Source organism: Streptomyces rectiverticillatus (assembly GCF_013394065.1).
Lineage (GTDB): Bacteria > Actinomycetota > Actinomycetes > Streptomycetales > Streptomycetaceae > Streptomyces > Streptomyces rectiverticillatus.
The window spans coordinates 2706756-2732987 of record NZ_CP040752.1; the positions used below are offsets into that span (position 1 = coordinate 2706756).

The window sequence follows — 26232 nt, forward strand, 5'->3', positions numbered from 1 at the left end:
ACGGTCGTGCAGAAGTGGACACCCCGGGGGCCGCGGCCCGGCCTCTCGCGGAAGGGCCGCTGGAACGGTCCTCCCGCGAGCTCTATGATCGCCACATTTCCAGCACGGATACCCCGGGCGGACGGCCTCCCGCCGCTCGTTCGGACACGCGTACGAGATCCATGAGACCCATACGAAACCAGTGCGGAACGAATGCCTTGCGGGAGCGAGCGGTGAGCGGAACCCTCGATGGCCAGGGCGGCGCGCCCTGCCCAACGCCTACAGTCGTCACGCAACGTAATGAATCCAGTGATTTTCGTGCCGCGTTCAATGCCGCGCAGCTCGCCATGGCCGTGGTGGGCCGCGACGGTCTGGTGCGCACCGCCAACCACGCGCTCGGGGCGCTGCTGGGCACCGACCCGGCCCGGCTCGCCGACGCCCCGGCCGCCGAGTTCACCGGCCTGCGCGAGGACTCGCGCACCTGGAGCGCGTACCGCGAAGTGCTGCTCGGCCGCCGCGAGCGGCTGCACTGCACCCGGCGGCTGAAGCACACCGGCGGCCAGGGGGTGTGGGCCGAAGTGATCGTCACCCCGCTGCCCGACAGCTGCGACACCCTGCTGTCCGTCGCCGACATCAGCGACCGGCGCGACCTGCGCGCCCGGCTGCGGCACCTGCGGATGCACGACCCCGTCACCCGGCTGCCCAACCGCAGCCTGTTCTTCGAGCGGCTGACCGCCGCGCTGGCATCGGCCTCCGCCGCACGGGGCGGACAGGGCCGGATCGGGGTCTGCTATCTGGACCTCGACGGCTTCAAGGCCATCAACGACACCCTCGGCCACCGGGCCGGGGACCGGCTGCTGGGCGCGGTGGCCCGGCGGCTGAGCGAGTGCGCGGCCCCCGGCGGGCACCTCGTCGCCCGGCTCGGGGGCGATGAGTTCGCGCTGCTGGTGGAGGAGTCCGAGGGCACCGAACAGCTCGTCGAGCTCGCCGACTGCATCCAGGACGGGCTCCAGCGGCCGTTCGAGGTGGCCGGGCAGCGGCTGTCGGTCTCGGCGAGCATCGGCGTCGTGGAGCGCCCCGCGGCCGGCACCCACGCCACCGAGCTGATGCAGGCCGCCGACACCACGCTGTACTGGGCGAAGGCCGACGGCAAGGCCCGCTGGACGCTCTTCGACCCCGAGCGCAACGCCCACCGGATGACCCGCCAGGCCCTGTCCAGCACGCTGCGGCCCGCGGTCGAGCGCGGCGAATTCGTCCTGCAGTACCAGCCGTTGGTGGGCCTGGGGGACGGGGTCGTCCGGGGGGTGGAGGCGCTGGTCCGCTGGCGTCACCCGCAGTTCGGGATGCTCGCGCCGAATCGGTTCATCGGCCTCGCCGAGGAGACCGGCGCGATCGTCCCCCTGGGCCGCTGGGTGCTCGCGACGGCCTGCCGCCAGGCACGGCGCTGGCAGCTCGCCCACCCCGCGGAGCCGATCGTCGTCAGCGTCAACGTCGCGGTGCGCCAGGTGTGGGACTCCGACCTGGTCTCCGACGTGGCGGCGATCCTCGCCGAGACGGGGCTGCCGGCCCGGCTGCTGCAGCTGGAGCTCACCGAGTCGGCGGTGATGGGCTCGGCCGGCCGGCCGCTGCAGCAGCTGCGCCAGCTCAGCGACATGGGCGTGGCCATCGCCATCGACGACTTCGGCACGGGCTACTCCAACCTCGCCTACCTCAGCCGGCTGCCGGTCTCCACGCTCAAGCTCGACGGCTCCTTCGTCCGGGGCTTCCGCTCCGGGGAGCCGCCGAACCCCGCGGACGAGACGATCGTCGAGGCCCTCGTCCAGCTCGCGCACCGGCTGGGGATCACCGTGACGGCGGAGTGCGTGGAGAGCGCGGAGCAGGCGGAGCGGCTGGGGCGGATCGGCTGCGACACGGGGCAGGGCTGGTTCTACTCCCGCCCCGTGCCGGCGGACTCGATCTCCTCCCTGCTGACGACGGGGGTGCGGCCGTAGCCCCGCCGGGCCGGGCCGGAGCCCCGCGCGTCACATGCCGTACACGTCCGCGATCAGCTCATAGCTGCGCAGGCGCGCCTCGGCGCCGTGCGCATTCGTAGTGATCATCAGTTCGTCGACGCCGGTCGTCTTCACCAGGTGGTTCAGCCCCTCCCGGACCGCCTCGGGCGTACCGTGCACCACATTGGCGATCCGGCTGTCGACGAACTCCCGCTCCGCCGGGCTGAAGTCGTACGACGCCGCCTCCTCCGGCGTCGGGACCAGCCCCGGCCGCCCCGTGCGCACCCGCAGCATCGACAGCGCACCGGTGAGCACCTGGCGGCGGGCCTCCCCCGCGTCCTCCGCCGCGAACGCCTGCACGCCGATCTTGGCGTACGGGCGGTCGAGGACCGAGGAGGGGCGGAAGCACTCGCGGTAGAGCTCCAGCGCGGCCACCGTGCTGCCGGAGGAGAAGTGGTGCGCGAAGGAGAAGGGCAGGCCCAGCGCGCCCGCGAGCCGCGCGCTGAAGCCGGAGGAGCCGAGCAGCCAGACCGAGGGGCGGTCGGCGCGCTGCACCCCGCCGGGCACGCGGCCCTGGACCGGGCCGGGCACGGCGTGGATCCCGGCGTAGCGGTGGCCGTCGGGGAAGTCGTCGTCGAGGAAGCGGATGAGCTCGGCCAGCTGCTGCGGGAACTCGTCCGCGCCCTCGCTCAGCCGGTCGGTGCGGCGCAGCGCGGCGGCGGTGGCGCCGTCCGTGCCCGGGGCGCGCCCGAGGCCGAGGTCCACGCGCCCGGGAGCGAAGGCCTCCAGGGTGCCGAACTGCTCGGCTATCACCAGCGGCGCGTGGTTGGGGAGCATCACCCCGCCCGACCCGAGGCGGATGCGCTCGGTACGGGCCGCGAGGTGGGCGAGGACGACGGCCGGGGAGGAGCTCGCGATGGCGGGCATCGAGTGGTGCTCGGAGACCCAGAAGCGGTGGTAGCCGCGGCGCTCGGCCAGGCGGGCCAGCTCGACGGTGGTGGTGAGGGCCTGCCGGGCGGTCCGTCCGGCGCCGACGGTCGCCAGGTCCAGTACGGACAGGGGAACGGGGGCGCTGCCCAGGGCCTGCCCCCGGATGAAGTCGTCCTGTGCGTCGGGCACGGTGCTCCGCCTTCCTGTTCCTGCTCGTCCACGGCGCGCTGCGCGGCACCGCGCCGGGAGCCGGTCCGCTGCGACCGGCCGAAAGGGGCAGCCGGAGATCGTCTCCGGTTATTCCCCCGCCCCTCCCCCGCGCCGTCCGCGCCTTCCGCGGACGCGTTTCCGTCCGCCATGGCGGCGGCATATGCCGAGGTGCCGACACCCCCTGTTCGCGCCACGTTTCGCCGTTATCGTGGTCGGCGGGACACTCGCCGGAAAGCCCGTAGGGGGAGACCGTGGCGCTCAAGCCCGACCCGACCGCACCGTTCCACTCGGTGCAGTACGCCCTGCGGGTGCTCGAGGCGGTCGCCCGGCACTCCGGCGGGGTGACCACCACCCAGATCGCACGCGAGACCGGGCTGCCCGCCGCCCACCTCGCCCACCTCCTGCCGATACTCCGCCGCGAGGACTACGTACAGCGGACCGGCGACGGCGGATACGTCACCGGCGACGCCCTCGTCCTGCTCGGCTCCGGCGGCGACCGCAGCGCCGCCCTGCGCCACAAGCTGCAGCGGTCGCTGGCCGAGCTCCGCGATTCCCTCGGCGCCGCCGTGTACCTGAGCCGCTACATCGACGGCGAGGTCAGGATCACGCAGATCGCGGACGGGCCGCACACCCCGCGGGTCAACGAGTGGGTCGACTTCCGCTCCGCCGCCCACGCCAGCGCCGTCGGCAAGTGCCTGCTCACCCAGCTCGACCACGACGACCGCCGTGACCACCTCTCACGCCACCGGGCCGCCCGGCTCACCTCCCGGACGATCACCAGCGAGAAGGTGCTCCTCAGCACCCTCGACCGGCAGCCCGCGACCGTCCCGGTCCTCGATCTCCAGGAGTACGCCGTCGGCACGGTCTGCGCGGCCGTCCCGGTCAGCGCGGGGAGCGCCGTCGGCTGCCTCGCCCTCTCGCTCCCGCTGGCCCACGCCCACCGGCTGCGCCAGGCCGCGGAGACGCTGAACCGGCGGGCCGCACCCCTGATGCTGTCGATGGCTCTCTGAGAGCCGGGAGGAAAGGCGGTCGAGAGCACCCCTGCGGACCAGGTATATTTATCTCTGTCAGCAGGCGCCGCTAGCTCAGTTGGTTAGAGCAGCTGACTCTTAATCAGCGGGTCCGGGGTTCGAGTCCCTGGCGGCGCACAGACAACCGAAGGCCCTCACCGTCAGGTGGGGGCCTTCGGCGTATGCCCTTCGGCGGGGGCGCGTCCGGGCGGGGCCCGTAGCATGGGGCCCGTCCGTCCCGCCGTGCGCAAGGAGAGGAGAACCGTGACCGGCACGTCCAAGGGTCATCGGTCGGCGGCCGCGGCCGCGCTCCTGCTCCTCCTCGCGGTCGTCTTCGGCCCGCTCCCGGGCGGCGCACAGCCGTACACCGCGGTCTCCTCGCCCGTACGCGCCACGGAGCCCGCACGCCACGCGGCGTCCGTACGCCACGCGGTCCCGGCACCCGCCGGCGCCGGGCAGCTCGTACGGGCCGACGCCCCGGACACCGGCTCCAGCTGCCGGCAGCAGGACGTGCCGCTGAAGGACGCCGAGACCGCCGTCGCCTCCGGGCACGCCGATCCCGTCACCGCGCCGGGCACCGCCCGCGCCCCGCTCCCCCAGGCCACCGCGCCCCGGGCGACCGCGCCGCGCGCGCCACCCGCCCCCGCCGCCGGCTGCGCCGAGCTGCTCCCCGTTCTACGGATCTAGATCCCGCCCTCACGGCCCTCGCCGGGCCGCGCTTCGGCATATCCGGATTCCATACGTTCCAGGGAGCTTTCTCCTCTATGTCCACCAAGTCCCCCAAGGTCTCCAAGGCCGGCCGGCCCTCCAAGGCCGCGAAGCCTTCCCAGGCCAAGGCCCGTACCGCCTCCCTCCCCCGCCGTCTCGCCGCCCTCGGCGCGATCCTCGCGCTCGTCGTCGCCGTCGTCGCGGTGGGCATGGCGATCGGCAAGAGCGGAAGCGGCTCCGGCAAGCGCGAGCCCTCCGCGTCCGGCACGTCCTCCGCCGACCCGATGGAGGGGATGTACGCGCAGGCCGAGCGGGCCACCAGCCGCCGCCAGGACGGCGACCCCCTCGCGCTCGGCCGCAAGGACGCGCCGGTCGTGCTCGTGGAGTACGCCGACTACCAGTGCTCTTACTGCGGCAAGTTCACCCGCGACAGCCAGCCCGAGCTGGTGAAGAAGTACGTGGACGAGGGCGTGCTGCGCATCGAGTTCCGTAACTTCCCGATCTTCGGCAAGGACTCCGAGCGCGCCGCCCGCGCCTCCTGGGCGGCCGGTCAGCAGGGGAAGTTCTGGCAGTTCCACGACGAGGTCTACGCCAAGCTCCGCAAGGGCGACGCGCTCGCCGAGGACAAGCTCGTCGACATGGCCGGCAAGGCCGGCGTGACCGACATCGACCGCTTCCGCTCGGATCTGAACGGGTCGGCTTCCGAGGAGGCCGTCAAGAAGGACCAGAAGGAGGGGTACAACCTCGGCGTGGCCTCCACGCCGTCCTTCCTCGTCGGCGGCCGCCCCATCGCCGGCGCCCAGCCGATGGCCGCCTTCGACGAGGCCATCGCCCAGGCGCGGGCCGCGCACGCGCGCAAGAAGTAAGGGGACGGCGTGACCGACATCGGCTACCTCGCCGCCTTCCTCGGCGGCGCCCTCGCCCTGGTCAGCCCGTGCAGCGCGCTGCTGCTGCCGGCCTTCTTCGCCTACTCCCTCGCGAGCCCGGGCCGGCTGCTGGCCCGCACCGGCGTCTTCTACATGGGCCTCGCGACCACGCTCGTCCCGCTCGGCGTGGCCTCCACCGCCGCGAGCAGGCTGTTCAACGGCCACCGCGAGGTGCTGGTGACCGCCGGCGGCTGGATCGTGATCGCCATGGGCGTCGCCCAGATCCTGGGTCTGGGCTTCGCGTCGAAGAAGGCGCAGGCGGCCGCCGGGCGGATCACGCCGCGCTCGGCCGCGTCCACGTTCCTGCTGGGCTGTGTGTACGGGCTGGCCGGGTTCTGCGCGGGGCCGATCCTCGGTGCGGTCCTCACCGTGACGGCCGTCAACGGCAATCCCGTCTACGGCGGCTCCATGCTCGCCGTCTACGCCCTCGGCATGGCGCTGCCGCTGTTCGTGCTGGCGGTCTTCTGGGACCGCTTCCGGCTCGGCGGCCGGCGCTGGCTGCGCGGCCGGGAACTGCGCCTCGGACCGCTGCGGCTGCACACCACCTCGCTGGTCTCGGGCCTGTTCTTCATCGGCATCGGGGTGCTCTTCCTCGCCTACGACGGGACGACGGGCCTGCCCGGGCTCCTGGACGCCGACCAGGAGTACCGCCTGGAGGAGCTCGCGTCCCGGGTGGGCGGCGCGGTGCCGGACTACGCGCTGCTGGCGGGGGTCGCGCTGGTGGTCGCGGGGGTGCTGGCACGGATCGCGCTGCGGCCGGGGAAGGGCGACGCGGAGAGCGAGTGAGCGGCGCGGCGGGGAGCCGTGGCGGAGACCGGGTGGCGGTGAGCCGGGTGGCGCCTCCCCGGGGTGGGGGCCGGGGAGGCGCCGGGAGGCTCCGTCCGTCCGTGCGACCGCCGGTGGGCCGTCAGAACTGGACGTCGGAGCAGGCGTAGAAGGCGTTGCCCGTGTCCGCGATGGTCCAGACGGCGAGGACGAGCTGCTTGCCGGTGCGGCCCGCGGGGAGGGTGCCCTGGTGGGAGACGGTGGCGTCGGGCACCCGGCCGCCGTAGGGAACGGTCAGGAAGGGCTCGGATTCGAGGTCGGCGCGGGTGAGCGGCCGGCCCGGGTCGTAGGCGGGCTTGGTGAGGTAGTAGCGGAAGTCGGTGGTGGCATGGCGGGCCGTGATCCGCCACCGGAACGTGAAGCTCTGGCCCGAGGTGACCTCGGTGGCCGGCCACTGGCCGCCGCGCGGGTCGTCGAGCTCCGCGAAGCGGCTGTTGCCGCCGGAACAGATGGTGCCGTCGGCGGGCCCGCGGTCCGGGAAGCCCTTGGAGCCCTCGACGCTCTGCGGCTCCCACTGGATCGCGCCGCAGTTCTTGACGGTGCCGTTGGCGCAGTACACCTGGCGACTGGTGGGGGAGTCGGTGTAGCCGTGACTGCTCGCGCTGCCGGTGGCGAACAGGGACACGCCTGCGATGCCGAAGCCGATGATCGCCGCACTGATCTTTTTGCGCATGCTTTCGCTCCTCGGAGAACGTGGGGGGTTCTGTGGGCCGAGTGAAATGCGGTCTAGACCAAGGCGGAGGCTAGTACCGGCCGTTTGACGTGTCTAGGCCAACGGTCGAAAGGATCCGGTCACACTGCCGACGCGAAGCCTTCACTTGTTCGCCGTTGGGACCGTCGTTGCCCTGCACCCATGCCCGTGCGGCGGCCTCGTCCCGCCCTCCGGTCATGTGCCGTTCAAGGAGGCGGCCTTGACGGACTTCGTCAGGTGTCTCGAGGTACCAGACCTCGGCGAGGTACCGGCGGGCGTCGCGCCAGCCCGGCTCGTCACAGGCCAGGTAGTTGCCCTCCGTCACCACCAGCCGGGCGGACGGCGGGACCAGGTGCCGGGCGGCGACCGGCTCGTGCAGCGTGCGGTCGTAGTCCGGCACGTAGACGTCCCGGTCGCGCTCCTCCGTCACGCGGCGCAGCAGGTCGGCGTAGCCCCACACGTCAAAGCTCGGCGCGGAGCCTTTGCGGCCGGTCAGGCCGAGGCGCTCCAGCTGCGCGTTGGAGAGGTGGAAGCCGTCCATCGGCAGGTACGCGGCGGAGCCGGCGCCGTGCCGCCGCCGCACCTCCGCGACCAGAGCCCGGGCGAGCGTCGACTTTCCCGCGCCCGGCGGCCCGGCGATGCCGAGGAGGGACCGGCCGTCCGCGGCCGCGAGGGCCCAGGCGTCTGCCGCCCATGTGGTGATCGTCATGCGCGCACGCTAACGCCGGACGCCGGCGGGGCCGGAGGACACCGCCCGTGCGACCCCCGCCGGAGGCGTCACCGCACTCGCCCGTAGAGGGTCGGCCGGTAGTGCGAGAAGGATGAGATCCGTACTCTGGCCCCCGGGTGCGGCGCCTCGAGGTAGCGCTGCCCGCCCAGGTAGATCGCCACGTGGTGGACCCCGGAGGCCCGGCCGTTGCGGGACCAGAAGACCAGGTCGCCGCGGTGCAGCGCGCGGCGGGTGATCCGTTTCGTGGCCCGGTACTGGTCGGAGGCGATGCGCGGCAGCCGCACACCCGCACGGCGGTAGGCCTGCTGGACGAGCCCGGAGCAGTCCCAGCGGCGGGGGCCCGCGCCGCCCATGGCGAAGGGGTCACCCAGGTGGGCCATGGCGTAGCGGATGGCCGGTTCCAGACGGTCGCCGACGGGCCGGACCGCCGGAAACACGGTCCGGGGGCCGCCGCGGCCCGCCACCGGGCCGGGGGCCGCGGCCGCGGGGGCCGCGCCGGGCCCGGCCAGCACCGCCGCCCACACGGCCGCCACGACCGCGCCGCGTATTCGCACCACGCCCGTCGCCTTCTTTCGTCCTGCGCCCTGCCGGTACTCGGGCACAGCTTCTCAGCGGTCCCGGAGAACCGCATGTCGGAGCGGCCGGCCGGGTGGTCGGGAGCACCCTCCGGGATCAGGTAGAGTTTTCTTCGTCAGCAGGCGCCGCTAGCTCAGTTGGTTAGAGCAGCTGACTCTTAATCAGCGGGTCCGGGGTTCGAGTCCCTGGCGGCGCACGCGAGTCTCAAGGCTCCTCACCACCGGTGAGGGGCCTTGAGTCATTTTCCGGTCAATGGCATGACCCATCACGGCAGGTCGCACCACTTTGCCCGGTAAACACCTTGTTTCACCCTTGCGATCATGCCCGAGCGTCCGAGATCCTGAACGGACAGCGATGACCCAACATCACTGAGTGACTATCGAGTTGAGTTGGGCTGCGCCGGGGGGGCCGGTGCTCTTGGGGTCCATGCGGCCGTGGGGGGCCGGATGAGACCCGCGATCTGACACACGCAGTCAGCATGCGTGCGGGGGGCAATGACAGATGACGTCCACTCCTGCCGGCGCCCGGCGGCAGCTCCACGACCCGACGGCGGCGGCCGGGCCCCGCACACCCGTCAGCCAGGGAACGATTCCCCAGCAACCCGGTCATACCCGGGCACTCCCCGCGCGTCCGCCGAGAGCCCGGCCCCGCTTCGACTACGAGCACTACAGCCGGCTGGCCGGCCCGCTCACCCAGCCCGACCCGGACCGTCCCTACCGGGTGCGCTACCGCAGCCTGCTCGCCGAGGAGACGCACCGCGTCCTCGGGGCGGCCCTCCTCGGCGCCGCGCCCGTCGTATCACTGGGCCTGCTGATGTGGCTGATGCAGCCGGCGCACTGGACCCAGCGCGACCACGCCACACCCCTGATGCGGGCGCTGGATGCGGTGATGCTGGTCTCCATCGGGCTCATCGAGCTCTTCCGCACGATGAACGTCGCCTCCAACGCCCACGCCACCCTCGTCGCCCGCGACCCCGTCCCGGTCGTGCCCGAGACCGGCACCAAGGTCGCCTTCCTCACCTCGTTCGTGCCCGGCAAGGAGCCGCTCGAGATGGTCACCCGGACGCTGGAGGCGGCGGTCCGGCTGCGCCACCGCGGCCCGCTCGACGTCTGGCTGCTCGACGAGGGCGACGACCCCGCCGTCAAGGCCGTCTGCCGGCGGCTCGGCGTGCGTCACTTCTCCCGCAAGGGCATCGAGAAGTGGAATCAGCCGAAGGGCTCCTTCCGCGCCAAAACCAAGCACGGGAACTACAACTCCTGGCTCGACGCCCACGGCGACGCCTACGACTTCTTCGCCTCGGTCGACACCGACCACGTCCCGCTGCCCAACTTCCTGGAACGCATGCTCGGGTACTTCCGCGACCCCGATATCGCGTTTGTCGTTGGTCCTCAGGTCTACGGGAACTACGATGCGGCCGTGACCAAGGCCGCAGAAAGCCAGCAGTTCCTTTTCCACGCCCTGATCCAACGCGCCGGAAACCGCTACGGCGCACCCATGTTCGTCGGCACCAACAATGCCGTCCGCATCAGTGCCCTGAAGGGAATCGGCGGCCTCTACGACTCGATCACCGAGGACATGGCCACCGGCTTCGAACTGCACCGCCACCGCAATCCCGCGACCGGCCGGAAGTGGCGCTCGGTCTACACCCCGGACGTCCTCGCGGTCGGCGAGGGCCCCAATGCCTGGACGGATTTCTTCACCCAGCAGCTGCGCTGGTCCCGGGGCACCTACGAGACCATCATCAAGCAGTACTGGAAAGGGCCCTGGAGCCTCTCCCCGGGGAAATTCCTCAATTACTCCCTGCTGGTCATCTATTATCCGATGACCGCACTCAACTGGATGCTCGGCGCCCTTAGCTGCGCCCTGTTCCTCGGGCTCGGCGCCTCCGGAATCCAGATCAATTCCGAGGTCTGGATGATGCTCTACAGCGATGCGGCCGCGCTGCAGATCGGGCTCTACATCTGGAACCGCCGGCACAATGTCTCGCCGCACGAGCCCGAGGGCTCGGGCGGGCTGGCCGGCATGGTGATGTCCGCGCTCTCCGCACCGGTCTACGCCCGCTCGCTGACGGATGCCGTGCTGCGCCGCAAGAGCGGCTTCGTGGTCACCCCCAAGGGGGATTCGGCGAGCCCCGACACCCTCTTCGGGACGTTCCGCATCCATCTGTTCTTCCTGCTGGTCTTCGGCGGCTCGCTGGTGGCCTCCTTCTGGCTCGGCCACACCCACGTCGCCATGCGCACCTGGGCGTCACTGGCCCTCGCGATCACCGTCGCCCCGATCGTCGCGTGGTGGTGGACCACGCACCGCGCCAAGAGAGCCGTGGAGGCCTCCCGATGAACTTCCGGCACTACCGTGTCAGCCGCCGCACCCGCCGCTTCGCGGTCGGGTCGGCGGTGGTGCTCGCCCTGGCGGGCATGAACGGGCCGGCCATCTGGGGCTACGCCTCCCACCAGTACCACGACTACAAGATCAATCAGCCGGAGTACAAGGCGCAGAACGGCCACTGGACCGTCGTCGACGTCCCCGAGCGGTACCGGATCAATACGATCCACGCGGCGCTGCTGCACACCGGGAAGGTGCTCCTCGTCGCAGGCTCCGGCAACAACGCCGCCAATTTCCGGGCGAAGTCCTTCCGCACGGTCCTGTGGGACCCGGTGCAGAACACCTACAAGGACATCCCCACCCCGAAGGACCTCTTCTGCGCCGGTCACACCCAATTGCCCGACGGCCGCCTGCTGGTGGCCGGCGGCACCCAGCGCTACGAGAAGCTGGAGGGCGACGTCGACAAGGCCGGCGGTCTGATGGTCGTCCACAACGAGGACCCGGACAAGCCGATGACGCTGCCCGCGGGCACCCGCTTCACCGGCCGCAAGAACGGCAAGACCTTCGAGGCGAAGGACACGGTCCTCGTCCCCCGCGCCAAGAAGGAGCAGGACAAGCAGAGCCGCAAGGTCACCGTCACGGTCTCCACCGCCCGCGTCTACGTGGAGGCGCTGCACAAGGGCCACCAGTACGAGACGGGCCTGACCGACAACTACCGGGTCGAGGGCCTGTCCGGCAAGGACGCCCAGAACGTCTACGGGATCGCCAACAAGCTCTCCTTCGACAAGAAGGACTTCCAGGGCATCAAGGACACCCTGGAGTTCGACCCCGAGGCCGAGCGCTACGTCACGGTCGACCCGATGAACGAGGCCCGCTGGTATCCGACGCTGACCACCCTCCAGGACGGCCGGGTCCTCTCCGTCTCCGGCCTGGATGAGATCGGCCAGGTCGTCCCCGGCAAGAACGAGATCTACGACCCGAAGACCAAGAAGTGGACCTACCTCCCCAAGGAGCGCTTCTTCCCGACGTACCCCGCCCTCTTCCTCACCGACAAGGGCCGCATCTTCTACACCGGTTCGAACGCCGGATACGGCCCGGCGGACAAGGGCCGCGTGCCGGGCCTGTGGGACCTGACGAGCAACGACTTCACCGAGATCCCCGGCATGAGCGACCCGGACACCCTGGAGACCTCGATGTCCGTGCTGCTGCCCCCCGCCCAGGACCAGCGGTACATGGTGCTCGGCGGCGGCGGGGTCGGCGAGGACGAGAAGTCCACGGCCAGGACCCGCATCGTCGACCTGCACGACCCGAGCCCCCGCTTCCGCGACGGCCCCGAGCTCTACGCCAAGGCCCGCTATCCCAGCAGCGTCATCCTGCCGGACGACACGGTGCTGACCACCAACGGCTCGGGCGACTACCGCGGCCGCAGCGACTCCAACGTCCTCATGGCCGAGATCTACGACCCGGCGGCCAACACCAGGCGCGCCGTCGCCGATCCCCTGGTGGGCCGCAACTACCACTCCGGCGCCCTGCTGCTGCCCGACGGCCGCGTGATGACCTTCGGCTCCGACTCGCTCTTCGGCGACAAGGCCAACACCAAGCCGGGCGTCTTCCAGCAGCAGCTCGACCTCTACACCCCGCCCTACCTCTACCGGAAGGACCGCCCGGTGCTGAAGGACGCCGGGCCGAGGACGGTGGAGCTGGGCGGCACGGCCACGTACCGTACGGACCGCCCGCGCGACATCGCCAAGGCGCGGCTGATCAGGCCGGGGTCGTTCACGCACGTGACCAATGTGGAGCAGCGCTCGATCGCGCTGGAGTTCACCAGGACGGCGGACGGGATCACGGTCACCCTGCCGAAGGACGCCTCGCTCGTCCCGCCCGGGTGGTACATGCTCCATGTCGTCGACGGCCGGGGGACGCCCTCACCGGCGGTGTGGGTGAAGGTGCCCGTGGCGGATTCGTGAGGCCGTGACGGTGCCCGGATCAGCGGGCGTTGCGTGCCAGGTCCAGCGCGTAGGTCTCCCACCACTGGCCCGCGTCCGGGCCGCCCTTGCACGTGCCGTCCGACTCGCCGGGCCGCTTGACCCACAGGTACGCGTCCACCTTGGCGTCGCCGGTGCGCGTGGTGGGAGGTTCGCCGAGCGCGCGGCCGCCGGGGTTGCACCAGGCCTTCTCGTGGTCGGCGGCGCGCAGCGGGCCGTTGCCGTTGCGGCTGGTGTCGATGACGAAGTGCTTGCCGCCCAGCAGCTGGGACAGCCGGTGGCCGTAGTCCTTGTTGGCCTTGGTGGTCTGGAAGTTGGAGACGTTGAGCGCGAAGCCGTCGGCGCGGTCGATGCCGGCGCGGCGCAGCGGCTCCTCCATCCGGTCGGGCGGGGTGACCCAGCTGGGGTTGCCCGCGTCGAGGTAGACCTTGGTGTGCGGGAGCGACTTGAGGCGGCCGACGGCCTCCTTGAGCAGCGCGAAGCGCTCCTCGTGGTGCTCGTGGGGGGTGCAGCCGTCCGAGATGTGGGGCAGGGCGTCGGGCTCCAGGATGACCGTCGCGCCGCGGTCGCCGATGCCCCGGACCGCGCCGTCCAGCCAGCCCCGGTAGGCGTCGCCGTCGGAGGCGCCGCCCTGGGAGTACTGGCCGCAGTCGCGGTGGGGGATGTTGTAGAGCACGAGGACGGCGACCCGGTCGGCCTTGGCCGCGGCTTCGGTGAAGCCCCGGGCCTGCCCCTCCGGGTCGTCCGGCCCGATCCATTCGGCGACGGGCTGGGCCGCGATCCTGCCGAGGAGATCGGCCGGGCCGCTCCGGCCGCCTTTGCGGAGCTCGGCCGCCCGCTTGGCCGCGGTGGACTCGGGGTTGACCCAGAACGGGCCCTTCGCCTTGGGCTGCTGGGCCGGTGTCTGCGGGAGCGCCGCTTCCTCGGGGGGTTCGGCAGACGAGGAGGAGCAGCCGGAGAGCAGCAGCAGCGCCCCCACGGCGGCCCCGGCGGTGGTCAGCGCCACGCGGGCGCGGCCGGAGTGACTGCCGTACATCCATTCCCCCTCGGGTGCATTCCTGTAGGGGTGTCCCCACGCCCCCACGGGACATGACCGGTCCCTGCAATGCTGGCACAAGCCGGCGCAGGGCCGTGTGTGATCCGCTGATGACGGGCTGTCAATTCGCCCGGTTGGAGCACCCATACGCTCAATTCCGTCCGGTTCCGGTCAGATAGGCGGAGACGACGACGTTCGCGCTGTACGAGCGGCGGTCGCGGTCGTAGTCGCCGCCGCAGGTGATCAGGCGCAGCTCCGCGCGCTTGGTGTCGCGCGGGCCGTAGGCCTTGGCTGCGTCGAAGCGGTCCTTGGTGAAGACGGAGACGTCCTCGACGGTGAACTCGGCGGTGGTGCCGTCCGCGCGGCGGACGGTGACGGTATCGCCGGGCCTGAGGCTGCCGAGGTCGTAGAAGACGGCGGGCGCGTCGTCGGTGTCGACGTGGCCGACGAGCACGGCGGCGCCGGGCGCGCCGGGAGCCGGCCCGCCGCGGTACCAGCCGACGGCCCCGGCCCGCGCGTACGGGGGCGGGTCGACGGCGCCCAGCCGGTCCAGCCCCCTCTCCTCGACGGGGGCGGTCACGTCCAGGGCCTTGATGGCCAGGGCGCGGGGGCGGGCCGGGGGCAGGGGCGCGTGGGCCGGCGGCAGCGGATCGGCGAGCGGCCGGCCCGCCGCGGCGACGTCCCCCGCCGTGGGGGTGGCGGACGACCCCGGCCCGTCGGTGATCTCACGCCCCCACAGCCACAGGGCGAGCAGCAGTACGGTCCACACCGCCCCCGTCAGGAGCCGGCCGCGGCCGCCGGCGTGCGCTTCGGACATGGCCTGGGGTCGCCTTCCCTCACTGCTGCCGGGAGGACTCGGTGCGGCGGCGGTGCCAGATCAGGCCCGTGGCGATCAGCGCGGTGATGCCCGCGAGGACGAGGCCGGGGGTGCCGGGGGCGCTCTCCACCGCGGTGCCGCCCCCGCCCGCGGGGACGGGAGCCACGGGCGCCGGCTCTTCCGGCGGCTTGTGCTGCTCCTGCGGGTGGACGGACGGCCGCTCCGGCACCGCGCGCTGCGGGGAGGGCTGCGGCGCCGGGGCCTGGGAGGGCAGCACCACCTGGTCGTGGCCGCCCGAGGGCGGCAGGGGCTTGCCGTGGGGGACGACCGTCAGCTTGCCCTCGGCCACCGCGTCGTAGCCGTCGCAGTGGACCCTGACGGGGTAGACGCCGGGGTCCACGGTCGAGCGGACCGTGGCCTCGGCGAAGAGCCCGGCCGAGTCCTTGGCGAGCTTGGCGTCGGTCACGAAGGCCTCGGAGGCGGCGGTGGCCCTGTTCCCGGCGCAGCCGGCCACGCGCAGCTGCACCTGGCCCCCCGGGTGGCTGCTGACGGGGGTGAGTTCGATCGTTCCGGACATGGTGGCGGGCTCGTCGTTGGCGTGCGCCGCGGGCGCGCAGACGGCGACGGCCGCGAGAGCACCGCACAGGGCGAGACGGACAGAGTCCATGGTGAACCTCCTGGTGTTCAGAGGTTCACCCGCTCTTCCCTGCGGGCGCATCCGCTCCGTAGGCGAGTTGCTCCGTTCGGTGCCGGACGGGGCCCGTTCAGATGAGGGCGGCGGGGCCCGTTCGGATCAGGGGCTGCGGGCCGGGCCGTGCGGACCCGGGGAGCGTCAGACGAGGTCGGCCAGGTCCGCGATGGAGTCGACGACGCGGGAGGGCCGGAAGGGGTAGCGGTCGACCTCCTCCGGCCGGGTCAGCCCGGTCAGCACGAGGTACGTCCGCATCCCCGCCTCCAGGCCGGCCAGGATGTCGGTGTCCATCCGGTCGCCGATCATGGCGCTGCCCTCGGAGTGGGCGCCGATGGCGTTGAGCCCGGCCCGCATCATCAGGGGGTTGGGCTTGCCGACGAAGTACGGCTCGCGGCCGGTCGCCTTGGTGATCAGCGCGGCCACGGAACCGGTGGCGGGCAGGGCGCCCTCCGCGGAGGGCCCGGTCTCGTCGGGGTTGGTGGCGATGAAGCGCGCACCGGCGTTGATCAGCCGGATGGCCTTGGTGAGCGCCTCGAAGGAGTACGTCCGGGTCTCGCCCAGGACGACGTAGTCGGGCTCGGAGTCGGTGAGGACGTAGCCGATGTCGTGCAGGGCGGTGGTCAGGCCCGCCTCGCCGATGACGTAGGCGGTGCCGCCCGGCCGCTGGTCGTCCAGGAACTGGGCGGTGGCCAGCGCGGACGTCCAGATGTTCTGGACCGGCACGTCCAGCCCGATGCGGGCGAGGCGTGCGTGCAGGTCACGGGGGGTGTAGATGGAGTTGTTGGTCAGGACGAGGAAGGGCTTGCCGGACTCTCTGAGCTTCTTGACGAAGGCGTCGGCCCCGGGGATCGGGATGCCCTCGTGGACCAGGACGCCGTCCATGTCGGTGAGCCAGGACTCGATCGGCTTGCGCTCTGCCATGCGGTACTCCTGCCGTACGCGCCCGCTCGCGGGCCTGGGGGACGCCGGGTCGCACCTCTTCGTGCCACGGCCTGCCCCTCCAGCGTAATCAGGTCCCGGCGGCCTCTTTCCCGCCGGGACGCAGGAGGCGGGGTTCGCGCGTACTCAGCGCCCCGAGCGGCGTGCCCCGACGACGAGGGACGCCCCGGCGAGGAGCAGGGCGCCGGCCGCCGCGGCGATGGCGAGCAGGGGCCGCTGGGAGCCCGTGTCGGCGAGGATCGGCTGTTCGCCGTCGTCGGCTCCCCGCTTCTTGCCGGGGGCGGCACGGCCGGGGGCCTTGCCGATGCCGAACGTGTAGTCGTTGGACTCCCCCACCCAGTCGCCGTCGTCGCCGCGCCGCTGCACGGCGGTGACGTTGGCCGTCACGGGGCCTTCGGGGGCGCTCTTGGCGAAACCCAGGCGTACGCGTACGGGCACGCTCCCGTGCGCGGGGACGGAGAAGCCGGGGAAGGCGGGGACCCGGGCGGCGCGGTGGGCACGGTCGGCGCGGCCGGGGTCCTTGTCGGTGCGGCCGGGATCCTTGCCGTTGCGGCCGGGGTCCTTGCCGCCGTCGAAGACGCCGACGTTCTCGGCCTCGTCGGTCCGCTCGAACCGCACGGGGCGCCAGCGCGCCGCCCCCGGGTCGTAGAAGTCGAGGTGGATGTCGCCCGGGGCGAGCGCGCGGCCGCGGTCGGCGAGGACCGCGACGGGGTGCACGGCCCGGCACTCGGTGCCGGAGCCGTTGCGCAGTTCCAGCCGCCAGGAGCGGGGCGGGGCGCCGCGCTCGTACGCCTCGGGGCCGCCGCTCAGCCGGGCAGCGATGGGGAAGTCGGGCGTACCGGGCGAGGCGCAGTGCGAGCGGGCGGCGGTCTCGCCCGCCGGGGAGGCGGGGGCGGGTGCGGCCGTGGAGAAGATCGCGAGCGCGGTGGCGCCGAGGACGAGCACACGGGGCTTGGGCATCGCGGGACCTTTGCGGTGGGGGTCGTGGGGCCGGCCGACGGGGTCGTGTCGTAGGGCCCGGGTGACGGGTCGTTGGGTCCTGTTGCTGTCCCGAACCTCCCACCGCCCGGCGGCGCTCCCCGGCCCGGCGCGGCCACGTACCCCCGACCAGCCGTCACATACCGCCCGATGAGCCTATTTTCGTGTCATCCGAGTGGCGCCGGTGCGCCGGGCCGTGCCGCACGGGTGCCGCACGGTCAGGATCGGGACATGGCCACTGCTGACAAATGCGTCCTCCAGGGCGGGCCGGAAGGCCTCCCGGAGCACATCGTCCCGGCCGCGGAGCCGGGCGAGGAAGTGAAGGTCCCCTTCCGGGGCGGTTACGAACATTTCAAAGCCACGTCACGGCAGTGGGACACGGCCGAGGGACGGCTGCCGGTCTACGAGTGGGTGGCCCGCACGGAGGTGGCGGAGTAACGGTGACGGAGGAGCGAGGCGGCCGGGGGACGCCGGCCCCACGGAGCGGGAACGACGCCGAGACGTACCGGAGGAACCCCCTCAAGAGCCTGGCCGGCCTGCCCCTGGTCGGCGATCTGCTGGAACCCTTCCTGGGGCACTACCCCGGCAAGGACCTGCCCGCGCTCTTCTCGGCGCCCCATTTCCGGGGCCGGTGGCAGGAGTTCCGCCCCGGCACGTACGAGTACGCCGGGCCCGTCCGGTCCGTGCTGGTGCCGGAGCGGCGCGGCAGGCCGCGCAAGGGCCCGCAGCCGCGGTGGGTGGTCACCCTCTACAGCGGCCCCGGCCAGACGGGCACGAGCACGAGGATCGAGGAGGGCGACGACGCGTCGGAGCTGGGGGACGCACCGGCCGGCGGGGTCGCCTCGCTCAAGGTCGAGAGGTTCCTGGGGACGGGGCCGTGAGGCCGGAGGGGGCGGCGAGGCCGGCCTGCTCCAGGGCCCGGTGACGGTCCCGTCCTCCCCGGCCGAACAGCGACGCGAGGACGAGCTCCGCGGCCCCTTCCACGACGGTGCGCTCCCCGGCCGGGACGACGGCCACCGGCGGCGCACCGCCGAGCACGTCCCGCACGCCGGCCGCGTAGGCGCCCGACGCGTTCAGCAGCACCCCGCCCCCGAGCAGCACGAGGTCGATGTCCAGCAGCCGTACGAGGTTGGCGGCGCCGGTGCCGAGCAGCCGGGCCGCCTCCGCGGTGTCGCCCCGGGCGACCGCGTCCAGGCACAGCACCTCGATGCAGCCCCGGTTGCCGCAGCGGCACGGCGGCCCGTCCAGCTGGAGCACCTGGTGACCGAACTCGCCCGCACCGGTCCGCGCGCCCCGGTGCACCTCGCCGCCCAGCACGAGGCCGGCGCCCAGGCCGGTGCCCAGGTGCAGGTAGGCGAAGGAGCCGGCCGCCCCGACGCAGCCGCGGAGCACGAGGCCGAGCGCGGCGGCGTTGGTGTCCTTGTCGACCACGACGGGCATCCCGAGCCGCTCGGCGAACGCGTCCCGCAGCGGGAACCCGTCCCACCGGGGCATACCGGTGACGCGCTGCAGGACGCCGGTGCGGTGGTCGAGCGGGCCGGGGAGGGCGACCCCGGCGCCGAGGACGCCGAGGAGGGAGCCGCCGGCCTCGGCCCGTACGCGCGCGACTTCCGCCGCGACCGCGTCCAGGACCGCCTCCGCGCCCGCCCCGAGGTCGAGCGGGGACGTACGGGTCGCGGCCTCGGCCCCCGACAGGTCGACGAGGGTGACCGTCAGGGCGTCGCGCTCCAGGTGCACGCCGATCGCGTGCGCCGCCTCCGGCAGCAGGCGCAGGGCCGTGGCGGGCTTGCCGCCCGTGGACGCCCGGCGGCCCGCCTCGGCGGCCAGCCCCGCGACCCGCAGCCGCCCGGTGATCTTGCTGACCGCCTGCGGGGTGAGGCCCGTACGGTCCGCCAGCTCGGCCCGGCTCGCGCCGTCCGGCCCGGCGTCGCGCAGCAGCCCGAGGACGAGGGCGGCGTTGTGGTCACGGAGGGCGGTGAGGTTGGCGCCGGGGGCGAGCGTGCGGTTCACGGGTCCATTGTCGCTGCCGCTTGCGGTTTCGCAACAGCGTTGCCAAAGTGGAGCGCATGGATGGCATCGAGGGTGTGGACAGTAAGGACGGCAGGGACGGCATGAGCGGTGACAGCGGGACCCCGACCCCGGCCTCGCACGAGGGCTTCCGGGTGGGCCTGATCGGCTACGGCCTCGCGGGCTCCGTCTTCCACGCCCCGCTCATCGCCGCCACGGACGGCCTCGTCCTCGACACGGTCGTCACCGGCAACCCCGACCGGCAGCGCCAGGCCGCCACCGAGCACCCCGCAGTACGCACGGTCGCCGACAGCGAGGCGCTCTTCGAGCGCGCCGGAGAGCTCGACCTCGTCGTCATCGCCTCCCCCAACCGCACCCACGTGCCGCTGGCCCGCACCGCCCTCGAAGCCGGCCTCCCGGTCGTGGTCGACAAGCCGCTCGCCGCGACCGCCGCCGAGGCGGAAGCCCTCGCCGGCCTCGCGGAGGAGCGCGGCCTGCTGCTCAGCGCCTTCCAGAACCGCCGCTGGGACAACGATTTCCGCACCGTGCAGCGGCTCCTGGCCGACGGCGCCCTCGGCGGCGTCCTGCGCTTCGAGTCCCGCTTCGAGCGCTGGCGGCCGCAGCCGAAGGGCGGCTGGCGCGAGTCCGGCGACCCCGCGGACATCGGCGGCCTCCTCTACGACCTGGGCAGCCACGTCGTGGACCAGGCCCTCACCCTCTTCGGCCCCGCCGCCTGCGTCTACGCCGAGGTGGACGTCCGCCGCCCCGGCGCCGAGGCCGACGACGACACGTTCATCGCCGTGACGCACACCGGCGGCGTCCGCTCCCACCTGTGGGTCAGCGCCACCACAGCCCAGCTCGGCCCGCGCTTCCGGGTGCTGGGCAGCGCGGCCGGCTACGTGAAGTACGGCCTCGACCCGCAGGAGGCGGCGCTGCGGGAAGGCCTGCGCCCCGGCTCCGGGCGCACCGACTGGGGCGTCGAACCCGAGTCCCTCTGGGGCCGCCTCGGCGCGGGCGAGTCCCCGCAGACGGGCGGCGGCGACCCCGTCCCCACCCTGCCGGGCGACTACCCCGCCTACTACGCGGCGATCGAGACCGCCCTGCGCACGGGCGGCGAGCCGCCGGTGACGGCGCGGGAAGCGGCGGCGACGCTGCGGGTGCTGGAAGCGGCGCGGGTGTCGGCGGACGAGGGCCGCACGGTACGGATCGGGGAGACCCGGTGACGACGACGGGTGGCCGGCTGGAGATCGCGGGCGTGATCGGCGTGATCGGCGTGATCGGCGCGGTAGCCGGGCCCGCACGCGGCGAAACCCCGTCGACAACGCCCTTTCCAGCCGGGCAGGATCGCCCATATGCCTACTGCTGACACCCCCTCCCCCGCCCTCACCGCCGCCGAACGCGCCGAGCACGCGGTCGGCCTGGCCACCAGGGCGGGCCGCGGCCTAGGGCTGCAGCCGGACGGGCCGCGCGTGCTGCACAACGTCTTCAACGTGCTGGTCCACCTGGCCCCGCACCCCGTCGTGGTCCGCGTCCCCTCCCTGGCCGCCGGGCCCGTAGAGGAACAGGCCGCCAAGCAGCGCCGCGAACTCGCCGTGGCGGGCTGGCTGGCGGACCGGGGCGCGCCCGTCGTCGGGCCGAGCCCCCTCGCCCCCCGCGAGCCCGTCGAGATCGACGGACGGTCGCTGACGTTCTGGGAGTTCGTCGACGAGACGGACCCCCTGTCCGCCGTGACCGACCCCGAGGTCCTGCAGAAGCGCTTCGTCGAGCAGACGGGCTGGGCGGCGGAACTGCACGCGCTGCTCGCCGAGTACCCCGGCGACGACCTGCCCGTCCTCTCCCCCGTCGTCCCCGCGGTGGGCCTGACCCTGGCCGCGCTCGCCGAGAACCCGCACCCGCTGCTGACCCCGGCCGAACTCGACCGGGCCCGGGCCGAGTACGCGGTCCTGGAGACCCTCGTCCAGGACCTGCCCGCCCACTTCCCCGGCGCGCGCCTGCAGACCCTCCACGGCGACTCCCCCGCGTACAACCTCCTGCGCACCGCCACGGGCCATCTCTTCAGCGACTTCGAGGACACCACCCGCGGCCCCGTCGAGTGGGACCTCACCCTCGTCGGCCCGCCGGGGATCGAGGAGTACGAGCGGGTGAGCGGCACACGGGTGGACCGCGCCCTGCTCGACGTCATGGAGGGCGCACGCTTCCTGCAGATCGTAGGAGCACTGGCCTTCGCACCCCTCAATCCGGAACTGGCCCCGATGCTGGAACCGGCCATCGACCAGTGGCGCGCGCGGACACCGCTGAGCCTGCCGAAGGCCTAGTAGCGGTGGGCGGGGTGGGGATCCGTGGGTCGGGTGCGGGTCAGAACAGGCTGGCAGCAGGGGGAGGGGTGGGGGGCGGGGGTTTGGTGGTTTGGCTGTGCGGCCGGTGGGGGGTTGGCCGCCGTACTCCTGCCGTCACGGATGCGGGCGCGTAAGGAGACCTTGCGCATAGGCCTTGGCTGAGGGGGAGCTGGCAGCTGCCGCGATGTGGTGCAGCCCGTCGTGGGCGCTTCGCTCGGCGCGCCACCGTCGTGGCCGGGCGTCCGACTGCCCCTGAGCGGGGGCTGGTGAGGAGAGGGCTCCCTGGTGGGACCGTTGAGGCGCCCGGCCGACGCTCTTGGGCCACTTAGGGCGTTTTGTTTGGATCACCGGGCGGGCCGGAGGAAGATGCCTGCGGTGTGCAGTGAGGCTGTCCTTGGCGCCGCCGTTATGAGGAGAGAGTCATGTTGCTGGCCGACAGGACGGCGATCGTCCACGGCGGTTCCGGAGCGGTGGGGGCGGCGGTCGCCCGCGGCTTCGCGCGCGAGGGCGCCGTTGTCCACCTCACCGGAAGGACGGTGCCGCCGCTCGACGACGTCGCGCGGCGCATCCGGGACGACGGTGGAACTGCGCATGTCGCCGCGCTGGATGCGACGGACCGCGACGCCGTTGATCGCCATGCCGACACGGTGGCTGCGCAGGGCCGCGGCATCGACATCTGCTTCAACGCCACGTCCAACGACGACCTGCAGGGGATCCCGCTGCTCGACCTGGCCCTCGCGGATGCGCTCCGCCCGGTCACGAAGGCGGTGACGACCACCCTCAACACGGCTACGGCAGCGGCGCGGCACATGGTCCGAGGAGGCAGCGGCGTCATTCTGGTCATGGGCGGCGGCCGCGAGGCCATCCCCAACCTGGGCGGTTCACACATCGCCTGGTCCGCCCTGGCCGGTACCTGCAGGCAGCTCGCATCAGAGCTCGGCCCGCAGGGCGTACGCGTCGCCTGGCTGCTCTCGCCCGGCTCTCCCGCGCCGGGCGAGGAGAACCGGGCCGCTGAAGGAGCGCTGCTGACCAAGCGCCCGCACTACGACGACATCGCCAACGCCGCGGTCTTCGCCGCATCCGACTGGGCCCGAACGCTCACCGCCTCGGAGCTCAACCTCACCGGCGGCCTCGTGGTCGACTAGGCGCCAGGCCACTTATCCGCCGGGCTACCGGCCAGGCCTGGCGGTTTCCGGCCCCGTAAGACCGCCAAACCCCCACCCAACCCGCAGCCGTACGAGCAACCACCACGTACGCGAGCTGAGCGAAGCGCCCCCACCGGCCCCGGCCACATCGCGGCAGCAGCCCGCTCCCCCTCAGCCACGGCCGGAGCGTCCGGTCTCCTCACGCGCCTGCATCCGTGACGGCAGGAGTACGGCGGCCAACCGCCCACCGGCCGCACAGCCAACCAACCGAACCCCCGCCCCCCACCCCTCCCCCCGCTGCCAGCCTGCTCTGACCCGCACCCAAACAACGAAACTCAGCCCCCACACCGACCCGGGCAGACCCGCACCTACGCCGCGGTGCTCAGCCCCCGCCCCCACCACACCGTCCTGCGGGGCATGTTCGCGATCCACGTCGCTGCGGCGCGGTCCGCTCGGCCGGCGTCCCTCGGCTTAGGGGTCAGCGCACGCGGCAGGCCCGGCGGGCGAAGGGCACCGTAGTCCGCGAAGCGGGTCACTCCGCACGACCTGCAGCGGGATTCACCCGGAGTGGGGTGTGTCCAGCCCTCGGCGTGGTTGCAGCGGATCCTCATGCGCACGTTCCTTCCGACATGTGCGACCTCCAGTGCCGCCGTACTGCGACCAGGGCGTCGCCCGCCTTGAAGGGGTCCCCTTCGATCGTCGCCTCCCACCAGGCCGCCTTGAGCGCCGGGCACTCCGGGCAGTCAGCGATCGTCGTACGGGCGGGAGGCGGAGCCGAGCTCCTGCGCACCTCGGCCCGCTCCATACTCGTCGCCAATCGCAGCGCTGCGAACGGTACTTCCCATTCCGTACCCCCACCGGGTGGACGTACCTGAACTCGCCCACCCGTGCCACCGATGACTTGTACGATCCGGCCATCCCGGGTGTCCACCACGAACGCCCCATTCCTGTAGGCCATCCCCCACGCTCCTTCCCGCGTTCGGACGCCCACCCAACAATGCACCCATTTCATGGGCCATTTCAAACCCCAAATTGCAGAGCTACAAATTGCAGCGCTACAAGTTGCAGGTCAGGAGCCCAGGTTGGGACAGCAGGCACAGCGCACCGCCAGGCGCCGGAAGCTCGGCGCAGCGCTCAAGGACGCCCGAGTGGCAGCAGGAGTGACGGTCGCCGAAGCGGCGAAGGTGATCGGCGGCGACAACTCCAAGGTCAGCCGGGTTGAGAACGGCCGTCATCGCATTACACAGCTGGAGCTGAACGCACTAATGGACCTCTGCGGCGTGAAGCAGCAGAAGGCTCGCGAATGGTTGACGGCCCTGGCATCCGAGGAGCGGAAGAAGAATTGGTGGACCCAATATCACGAGTTGCTGCCCGGCGGTTTCAAAGAGACTCTGCTCCTTGAGTCCGACGCGGCCCGCATCGAGGTGTACCAAGCAGAGGTCGTCCCAGGGCTGCTGCAGACGCCGGATTACGCCAGGACCGTCATGGCCGGAGCCCCGTATCCACCGACCGACGAGCAGCTGGACTTCTACGTCAAATTCCGCATGGAGCGTCAGCGGGTTTTCGAGCGTGAGGACCCTCCGCAGTACATTTGCATCATGCCGGAAGGAGTGCTCCATCAGCAGATGGGCAGTGCAGACATCATGGGATTTCAACTCCGACGCCTGGTGGCTGCGTGCCGCTCTCCCTACATCACGATCCGGGTCGTCCCCTTCACTCGGCACCCGTACACGTGCACCGGCGGGTCATTCAACGTGTACTCATATCCGGGTCCGATGGACCTTGAAGTCGTCCACGTACCCCACCTCGACGGCGAGTTGTACCTGGAGGATGATGAAGCCGTGGCGAAATACCGAAGGGTCTTCCAGAACCTGCAGGTCTCAGCCCTGTCAGCGCAGCAGTCCATCGAGCTGATGACTTCGATCGCAAACGACCTCGAACGGGAAGCGAGGCACAAGTGATACGCCACAACCTGCCGTCCCACGCATGGCGCAAGTCGTCCTACAGCGAGGCTCAAAACGCCGGCTGCATCGAGATGCAGGCAACCGAAGACCACCTTGTCGCCATAGGTGACAGCAAAGACCGCCCTCGGGGCGCGTTCACGACGTCACCCCGCGCCTGGGCAACGTTCGTGCACTCCATACGCGGCGACAGCCAGGGCACTTTTCAACCGGTTTCCTGACGCGGCCGGTTGCAAACCAGGACGCAGAGCGCCAGGCCCGCGCCCACGGCGACCATCGACGCGCCCAGGACCAGCCTGTCGGCGCCCGCCGACCGGCCGTCGTCGGCCAGTTCGCGGCCGTCGGGCGCGACGTGGCGCTCCCGGGGCGCGGGCCCTCCCTCCGAGCCCGGGAAAGTGAACGCGCACACCAGCACCACCCCCACCGTCACGGCGAGCGCAGCGACCACCGCAGCCTTCGTTCTCCGCATATCGGAAAATATGCCCCATGGTGGGGCCAAAATGCCGCCTTACACGCCGGACGCTACGCGTCCTTGAGTTCCTGCCGCTGCCGCCCCAGCCCCGTGCCCTCCAGCTCCACCACGTCCCCCGCCCTCAGATACGGCTTGGGGTCCGGGCGGCTCATGGCCACGCCCGCCGGGGTGCCCGTCAGGATGACGTCGCCGGGGTAGAGGGTCATGAAACGGCTCACGTACCGCACGACCTCCCCCACCGGGAAGATCTGGTCGGCCGTCGTGTCGTCCTGCTTGAGGTCGCCGTTGACCCACAGCCGCAGGCGCAGGGCCTGCGGGTCGCGGATCTCGTCGGGGGTGACGAGCCAGGGGCCCAGCGGGGTGAACGTCTCGTAGTTCTTGCCCTTGACCCACGCGCCGCCGCGGGTGAACTGGAACTCGCGCTCGGAGACGTCGTGTGCGAGGACGTAGCCGCCGACGGCGGACAGCGCGTCTTCGTCCGTCTCCAGGCGGCGCGCGCGGTGGGCGATGACGACGCCGAGTTCGACTTCCCAGTCGGTCTTCTCGCTGCCGGGCGGTATCAGGACCGGGTCGTCGGGGCCGGCCACCGTGTCCGCGGCCTTGAGGAAGAGGACGGGTTCGGCGGGGACGACGGAGCGGGTCTCGGCGGCCAGGCGGCGGTAGTTCAGGCCGACACCCACGATCTTGCCGATCCGGGTCAGGGGCGGGCCGGTGCGCAGGCCGGCCGGGTCGAGGGCGGGGAGGATGCGGGCGCCGACGGCGGCCCGTATGCGCGACAGCGCGGGCGCGTCGGCGAGCAGCGCGCCGTCGATGTCGGTCACCAGCGCCGACAGGTCGCGAAGGGTGCCGTCCTCATCCAGCAGCGCCGGGCGTTCCGCCCCCACGGGCCCCACACGCAGCAGTTTCATCGCTTGATCGTCCAAGAGCGGTGGGGTTCTCCGCAAGGGACGTTTCGGACTGCGAACAG

General features: G+C 72.3%; 28 protein-coding genes and 2 tRNA genes. 17 read left to right on the plus strand and 13 right to left on the minus strand.

What is annotated here, in order from left to right; all coding sequences use genetic code 11:
- Positions 1 to 161 precede the first annotated feature (161 nt).
- Positions 162 to 1970 (plus strand): putative bifunctional diguanylate cyclase/phosphodiesterase, encoded by a 1809-nt coding sequence (locus FGW37_RS11610; RefSeq protein ID WP_179080995.1) that lies wholly within the window; start codon positions 162 to 164, stop codon positions 1968 to 1970.
- A 30-nt stretch (positions 1971 to 2000) separates the two neighbouring features.
- Here FGW37_RS11610 and FGW37_RS11615 read toward each other — a convergent pair whose 3' ends face one another.
- Positions 2001 to 3089: an LLM class flavin-dependent oxidoreductase gene (locus FGW37_RS11615; protein ID WP_179080996.1), complete on the minus strand. Its 1089-nt coding sequence runs from the start codon at positions 3087 to 3089 to the stop codon at positions 2001 to 2003.
- A gap of 272 nt (positions 3090 to 3361) precedes the next feature.
- Between FGW37_RS11615 and FGW37_RS11620 the strand changes: the two genes are divergently transcribed.
- From FGW37_RS11620 to FGW37_RS11640, 5 genes are all read left to right on the plus strand, one after another.
- On the plus strand, positions 3362 to 4120 hold the full coding sequence (locus tag FGW37_RS11620) for an IclR family transcriptional regulator (protein ID WP_179080997.1): 759 nt from the start codon (positions 3362 to 3364) through the stop codon (positions 4118 to 4120).
- A gap of 64 nt (positions 4121 to 4184) precedes the next feature.
- Positions 4185 to 4258: transfer RNA gene (locus tag FGW37_RS11625), tRNA-Lys, on the plus strand.
- 126 nt (positions 4259 to 4384) lie between these two features.
- Entirely contained in the window at positions 4385 to 4807 is a 423-nt protein-coding gene (locus tag FGW37_RS11630) for a hypothetical protein (protein WP_179080998.1), read from the plus strand.
- 77 nt (positions 4808 to 4884) lie between these two features.
- A complete protein-coding gene (locus FGW37_RS11635) occupies positions 4885 to 5694 on the plus strand; it encodes a DsbA family protein (RefSeq protein WP_179080999.1) in 810 nt (269 codons plus the stop codon).
- Positions 5695 to 5703: 9 nt separating this feature from the next.
- On the plus strand, positions 5704 to 6540 hold the full coding sequence (locus FGW37_RS11640) for a cytochrome c biogenesis CcdA family protein (RefSeq protein WP_179081000.1): 837 nt from the start codon (positions 5704 to 5706) through the stop codon (positions 6538 to 6540).
- A gap of 121 nt (positions 6541 to 6661) precedes the next feature.
- Here the strand turns inward: FGW37_RS11640 and FGW37_RS11645 are convergent, their stop codons facing one another.
- From FGW37_RS11645 to FGW37_RS11655, 3 genes are all read right to left on the minus strand, one after another.
- A complete protein-coding gene (locus tag FGW37_RS11645) occupies positions 6662 to 7252 on the minus strand; it encodes a lytic polysaccharide monooxygenase auxiliary activity family 9 protein (protein ID WP_179081001.1) in 591 nt (196 codons plus the stop codon).
- Between the two features lie 70 nt (positions 7253 to 7322).
- A complete protein-coding gene (locus tag FGW37_RS11650) occupies positions 7323 to 7979 on the minus strand; it encodes a nucleoside/nucleotide kinase family protein (RefSeq protein WP_179081002.1) in 657 nt (218 codons plus the stop codon).
- A gap of 68 nt (positions 7980 to 8047) precedes the next feature.
- A complete protein-coding gene (locus FGW37_RS11655) occupies positions 8048 to 8557 on the minus strand; it encodes a C40 family peptidase (RefSeq protein ID WP_179081003.1) in 510 nt (169 codons plus the stop codon).
- 141 nt (positions 8558 to 8698) lie between these two features.
- Between FGW37_RS11655 and FGW37_RS11660 the strand changes: the two genes are divergently transcribed.
- From FGW37_RS11660 to glxA, 3 genes are all read left to right on the plus strand, one after another.
- A tRNA-Lys gene (locus tag FGW37_RS11660) sits at positions 8699 to 8772 on the plus strand.
- 305 nt (positions 8773 to 9077) lie between these two features.
- Positions 9078 to 10913: a glycosyltransferase family 2 protein gene (locus FGW37_RS11665; RefSeq protein WP_179081004.1), complete on the plus strand. Its 1836-nt coding sequence runs from the start codon at positions 9078 to 9080 to the stop codon at positions 10911 to 10913.
- The gene (glxA, locus tag FGW37_RS11670; protein WP_179081005.1) at positions 10910 to 12865 is read left to right on the plus strand and encodes a radical copper oxidase GlxA; all 1956 of its coding nucleotides are present in this window, start codon (positions 10910 to 10912) and stop codon (positions 12863 to 12865) included. Before FGW37_RS11665 ends, glxA begins: the two co-directional genes overlap by 4 nt.
- Positions 12866 to 12884: 19 nt before the next feature.
- Here glxA and FGW37_RS11675 read toward each other — a convergent pair whose 3' ends face one another.
- The 5 genes from FGW37_RS11675 to FGW37_RS11695 all read right to left on the minus strand — a co-directional run bounded on the left by FGW37_RS11675 (position 12885) and on the right by FGW37_RS11695 (position 17326).
- Positions 12885 to 13919: a glycoside hydrolase family 6 protein gene (locus FGW37_RS11675; RefSeq protein ID WP_179081006.1), complete on the minus strand. Its 1035-nt coding sequence runs from the start codon at positions 13917 to 13919 to the stop codon at positions 12885 to 12887.
- 151 nt (positions 13920 to 14070) lie between these two features.
- Positions 14071 to 14736 carry a class F sortase gene (locus FGW37_RS11680; RefSeq protein WP_179081007.1) on the minus strand — a complete coding sequence of 222 codons (666 nt, stop codon included), beginning with the start codon at positions 14734 to 14736 and terminating at the stop codon, positions 14071 to 14073.
- Between the two features lie 19 nt (positions 14737 to 14755).
- Positions 14756 to 15403 carry a hypothetical protein gene (locus FGW37_RS11685; RefSeq protein ID WP_179081008.1) on the minus strand — a complete coding sequence of 216 codons (648 nt, stop codon included), beginning with the start codon at positions 15401 to 15403 and terminating at the stop codon, positions 14756 to 14758.
- Between the two features lie 165 nt (positions 15404 to 15568).
- Entirely contained in the window at positions 15569 to 16348 is a 780-nt protein-coding gene (locus tag FGW37_RS11690; RefSeq protein ID WP_179081009.1) for an HAD-IIA family hydrolase, read from the minus strand.
- 144 nt (positions 16349 to 16492) lie between these two features.
- Positions 16493 to 17326 (minus strand): hypothetical protein, encoded by an 834-nt coding sequence (locus tag FGW37_RS11695; protein WP_179081010.1) that lies wholly within the window; start codon positions 17324 to 17326, stop codon positions 16493 to 16495.
- 249 nt (positions 17327 to 17575) lie between these two features.
- On the opposite strand from FGW37_RS11695, the gene FGW37_RS11700 reads away from it, so the two are divergent.
- Both FGW37_RS11700 and FGW37_RS11705 read left to right on the plus strand, forming a co-directional pair.
- A complete protein-coding gene (locus FGW37_RS11700; RefSeq protein WP_179081011.1) occupies positions 17576 to 17782 on the plus strand; it encodes a DUF5988 family protein in 207 nt (68 codons plus the stop codon).
- Positions 17783 to 17784: 2 nt separating this feature from the next.
- Positions 17785 to 18225, plus strand: coding sequence for a hypothetical protein (locus tag FGW37_RS11705; RefSeq protein WP_179081012.1), 441 nt, complete (start codon positions 17785 to 17787; stop codon positions 18223 to 18225).
- On the opposite strand, the gene FGW37_RS11710 is transcribed toward FGW37_RS11705, so the two are convergent.
- Positions 18191 to 19354, minus strand: a complete 1164-nt coding sequence (locus FGW37_RS11710; protein ID WP_179081013.1) for an ROK family transcriptional regulator — start codon at positions 19352 to 19354, stop codon at positions 18191 to 18193. The genes FGW37_RS11705 and FGW37_RS11710 overlap by 35 nt on opposite strands.
- Before the next feature lie 101 nt (positions 19355 to 19455).
- Between FGW37_RS11710 and FGW37_RS11715 the strand changes: the two genes are divergently transcribed.
- The 4 genes from FGW37_RS11715 to FGW37_RS11730 all read left to right on the plus strand — a co-directional run bounded on the left by FGW37_RS11715 (position 19456) and on the right by FGW37_RS11730 (position 22832).
- Positions 19456 to 20574 carry a Gfo/Idh/MocA family protein gene (locus FGW37_RS11715; protein WP_179084650.1) on the plus strand — a complete coding sequence of 373 codons (1119 nt, stop codon included), beginning with the start codon at positions 19456 to 19458 and terminating at the stop codon, positions 20572 to 20574.
- A complete protein-coding gene (locus FGW37_RS11720; RefSeq protein ID WP_179081014.1) occupies positions 20571 to 20717 on the plus strand; it encodes a hypothetical protein in 147 nt (48 codons plus the stop codon). Before FGW37_RS11715 ends, FGW37_RS11720 begins: the two co-directional genes overlap by 4 nt.
- Positions 20704 to 21666, plus strand: a complete 963-nt coding sequence (locus FGW37_RS11725; RefSeq protein WP_179081015.1) for an aminoglycoside phosphotransferase family protein — start codon at positions 20704 to 20706, stop codon at positions 21664 to 21666. Before FGW37_RS11720 ends, FGW37_RS11725 begins: the two co-directional genes overlap by 14 nt.
- Before the next feature lie 443 nt (positions 21667 to 22109).
- Complete coding sequence (locus tag FGW37_RS11730; protein ID WP_179081016.1) at positions 22110 to 22832, plus strand: SDR family NAD(P)-dependent oxidoreductase; 723 nt, start codon at positions 22110 to 22112, stop codon at positions 22830 to 22832.
- A gap of 368 nt (positions 22833 to 23200) precedes the next feature.
- Here FGW37_RS11730 and FGW37_RS34135 read toward each other — a convergent pair whose 3' ends face one another.
- Complete coding sequence (locus FGW37_RS34135; RefSeq protein ID WP_425506514.1) at positions 23201 to 23443, minus strand: DUF6255 family natural product biosynthesis protein; 243 nt, start codon at positions 23441 to 23443, stop codon at positions 23201 to 23203.
- A 471-nt stretch (positions 23444 to 23914) separates the two neighbouring features.
- Between FGW37_RS34135 and FGW37_RS11735 the strand changes: the two genes are divergently transcribed.
- Positions 23915 to 24793: a helix-turn-helix domain-containing protein gene (locus FGW37_RS11735; RefSeq protein WP_179081017.1), complete on the plus strand. Its 879-nt coding sequence runs from the start codon at positions 23915 to 23917 to the stop codon at positions 24791 to 24793.
- On the plus strand, positions 24790 to 25014 hold the full coding sequence (locus FGW37_RS11740) for a DUF397 domain-containing protein (RefSeq protein WP_179081018.1): 225 nt from the start codon (positions 24790 to 24792) through the stop codon (positions 25012 to 25014). Before FGW37_RS11735 ends, FGW37_RS11740 begins: the two co-directional genes overlap by 4 nt.
- On the opposite strand, the gene FGW37_RS11745 is transcribed toward FGW37_RS11740, so the two are convergent.
- Together FGW37_RS11745 and FGW37_RS11750 are read right to left on the minus strand one after the other, a co-directional pair.
- Entirely contained in the window at positions 24999 to 25262 is a 264-nt protein-coding gene (locus FGW37_RS11745) for a hypothetical protein (RefSeq protein ID WP_179081019.1), read from the minus strand. The two genes, FGW37_RS11740 and FGW37_RS11745, sit on opposite strands and share 16 nt — an antisense overlap.
- Before the next feature lie 53 nt (positions 25263 to 25315).
- Positions 25316 to 26173 carry a fumarylacetoacetate hydrolase family protein gene (locus FGW37_RS11750; protein ID WP_179081020.1) on the minus strand — a complete coding sequence of 286 codons (858 nt, stop codon included), beginning with the start codon at positions 26171 to 26173 and terminating at the stop codon, positions 25316 to 25318.
- Positions 26174 to 26232 lie beyond the last annotated feature (59 nt).

What these genes read in the sequence shown, in the direction of transcription:
- FGW37_RS11665 (WP_179081004.1), top strand. Translation starts at nt 9,078, where the DNA reads ATGACGTCCACTCCTGCCGGCGCCCGGCGGCAGCTCCACGACCCGACG.
- FGW37_RS11730 (WP_179081016.1), top strand. Translation starts at nt 22,110, where the DNA reads ATGTTGCTGGCCGACAGGACGGCGATCGTCCACGGCGGTTCCGGAGCG.
- glxA (WP_179081005.1), top strand. Translation starts at nt 10,910, where the DNA reads ATGAACTTCCGGCACTACCGTGTCAGCCGCCGCACCCGCCGCTTCGCG.
- FGW37_RS34135 (WP_425506514.1), bottom strand. Translation starts at nt 23,443, where the DNA reads ATGAGGATCCGCTGCAACCACGCCGAGGGCTGGACACACCCCACTCCG.
- FGW37_RS11680 (WP_179081007.1), bottom strand. Translation starts at nt 14,736, where the DNA reads ATGTCCGAAGCGCACGCCGGCGGCCGCGGCCGGCTCCTGACGGGGGCG.
- FGW37_RS11650 (WP_179081002.1), bottom strand. Translation starts at nt 7,979, where the DNA reads ATGACGATCACCACATGGGCGGCAGACGCCTGGGCCCTCGCGGCCGCG.
- FGW37_RS11610 (WP_179080995.1), top strand. Translation starts at nt 162, where the DNA reads ATGAGACCCATACGAAACCAGTGCGGAACGAATGCCTTGCGGGAGCGA.
- FGW37_RS11715 (WP_179084650.1), top strand. Translation starts at nt 19,456, where the DNA reads ATGAGCGGTGACAGCGGGACCCCGACCCCGGCCTCGCACGAGGGCTTC.
- FGW37_RS11700 (WP_179081011.1), top strand. Translation starts at nt 17,576, where the DNA reads ATGGCCACTGCTGACAAATGCGTCCTCCAGGGCGGGCCGGAAGGCCTC.
- FGW37_RS11690 (WP_179081009.1), bottom strand. Translation starts at nt 16,348, where the DNA reads ATGGCAGAGCGCAAGCCGATCGAGTCCTGGCTCACCGACATGGACGGC.
- FGW37_RS11750 (WP_179081020.1), bottom strand. Translation starts at nt 26,173, where the DNA reads ATGAAACTGCTGCGTGTGGGGCCCGTGGGGGCGGAACGCCCGGCGCTG.
- FGW37_RS11695 (WP_179081010.1), bottom strand. Translation starts at nt 17,326, where the DNA reads ATGCCCAAGCCCCGTGTGCTCGTCCTCGGCGCCACCGCGCTCGCGATC.
- FGW37_RS11635 (WP_179080999.1), top strand. Translation starts at nt 4,885, where the DNA reads ATGTCCACCAAGTCCCCCAAGGTCTCCAAGGCCGGCCGGCCCTCCAAG.
- FGW37_RS11725 (WP_179081015.1), top strand. Translation starts at nt 20,704, where the DNA reads ATGCCTACTGCTGACACCCCCTCCCCCGCCCTCACCGCCGCCGAACGC.
- FGW37_RS11645 (WP_179081001.1), bottom strand. Translation starts at nt 7,252, where the DNA reads ATGCGCAAAAAGATCAGTGCGGCGATCATCGGCTTCGGCATCGCAGGC.
- FGW37_RS11745 (WP_179081019.1), bottom strand. Translation starts at nt 25,262, where the DNA reads ATGCGGAGAACGAAGGCTGCGGTGGTCGCTGCGCTCGCCGTGACGGTG.
- FGW37_RS11685 (WP_179081008.1), bottom strand. Translation starts at nt 15,403, where the DNA reads ATGGACTCTGTCCGTCTCGCCCTGTGCGGTGCTCTCGCGGCCGTCGCC.
- FGW37_RS11675 (WP_179081006.1), bottom strand. Translation starts at nt 13,919, where the DNA reads ATGTACGGCAGTCACTCCGGCCGCGCCCGCGTGGCGCTGACCACCGCC.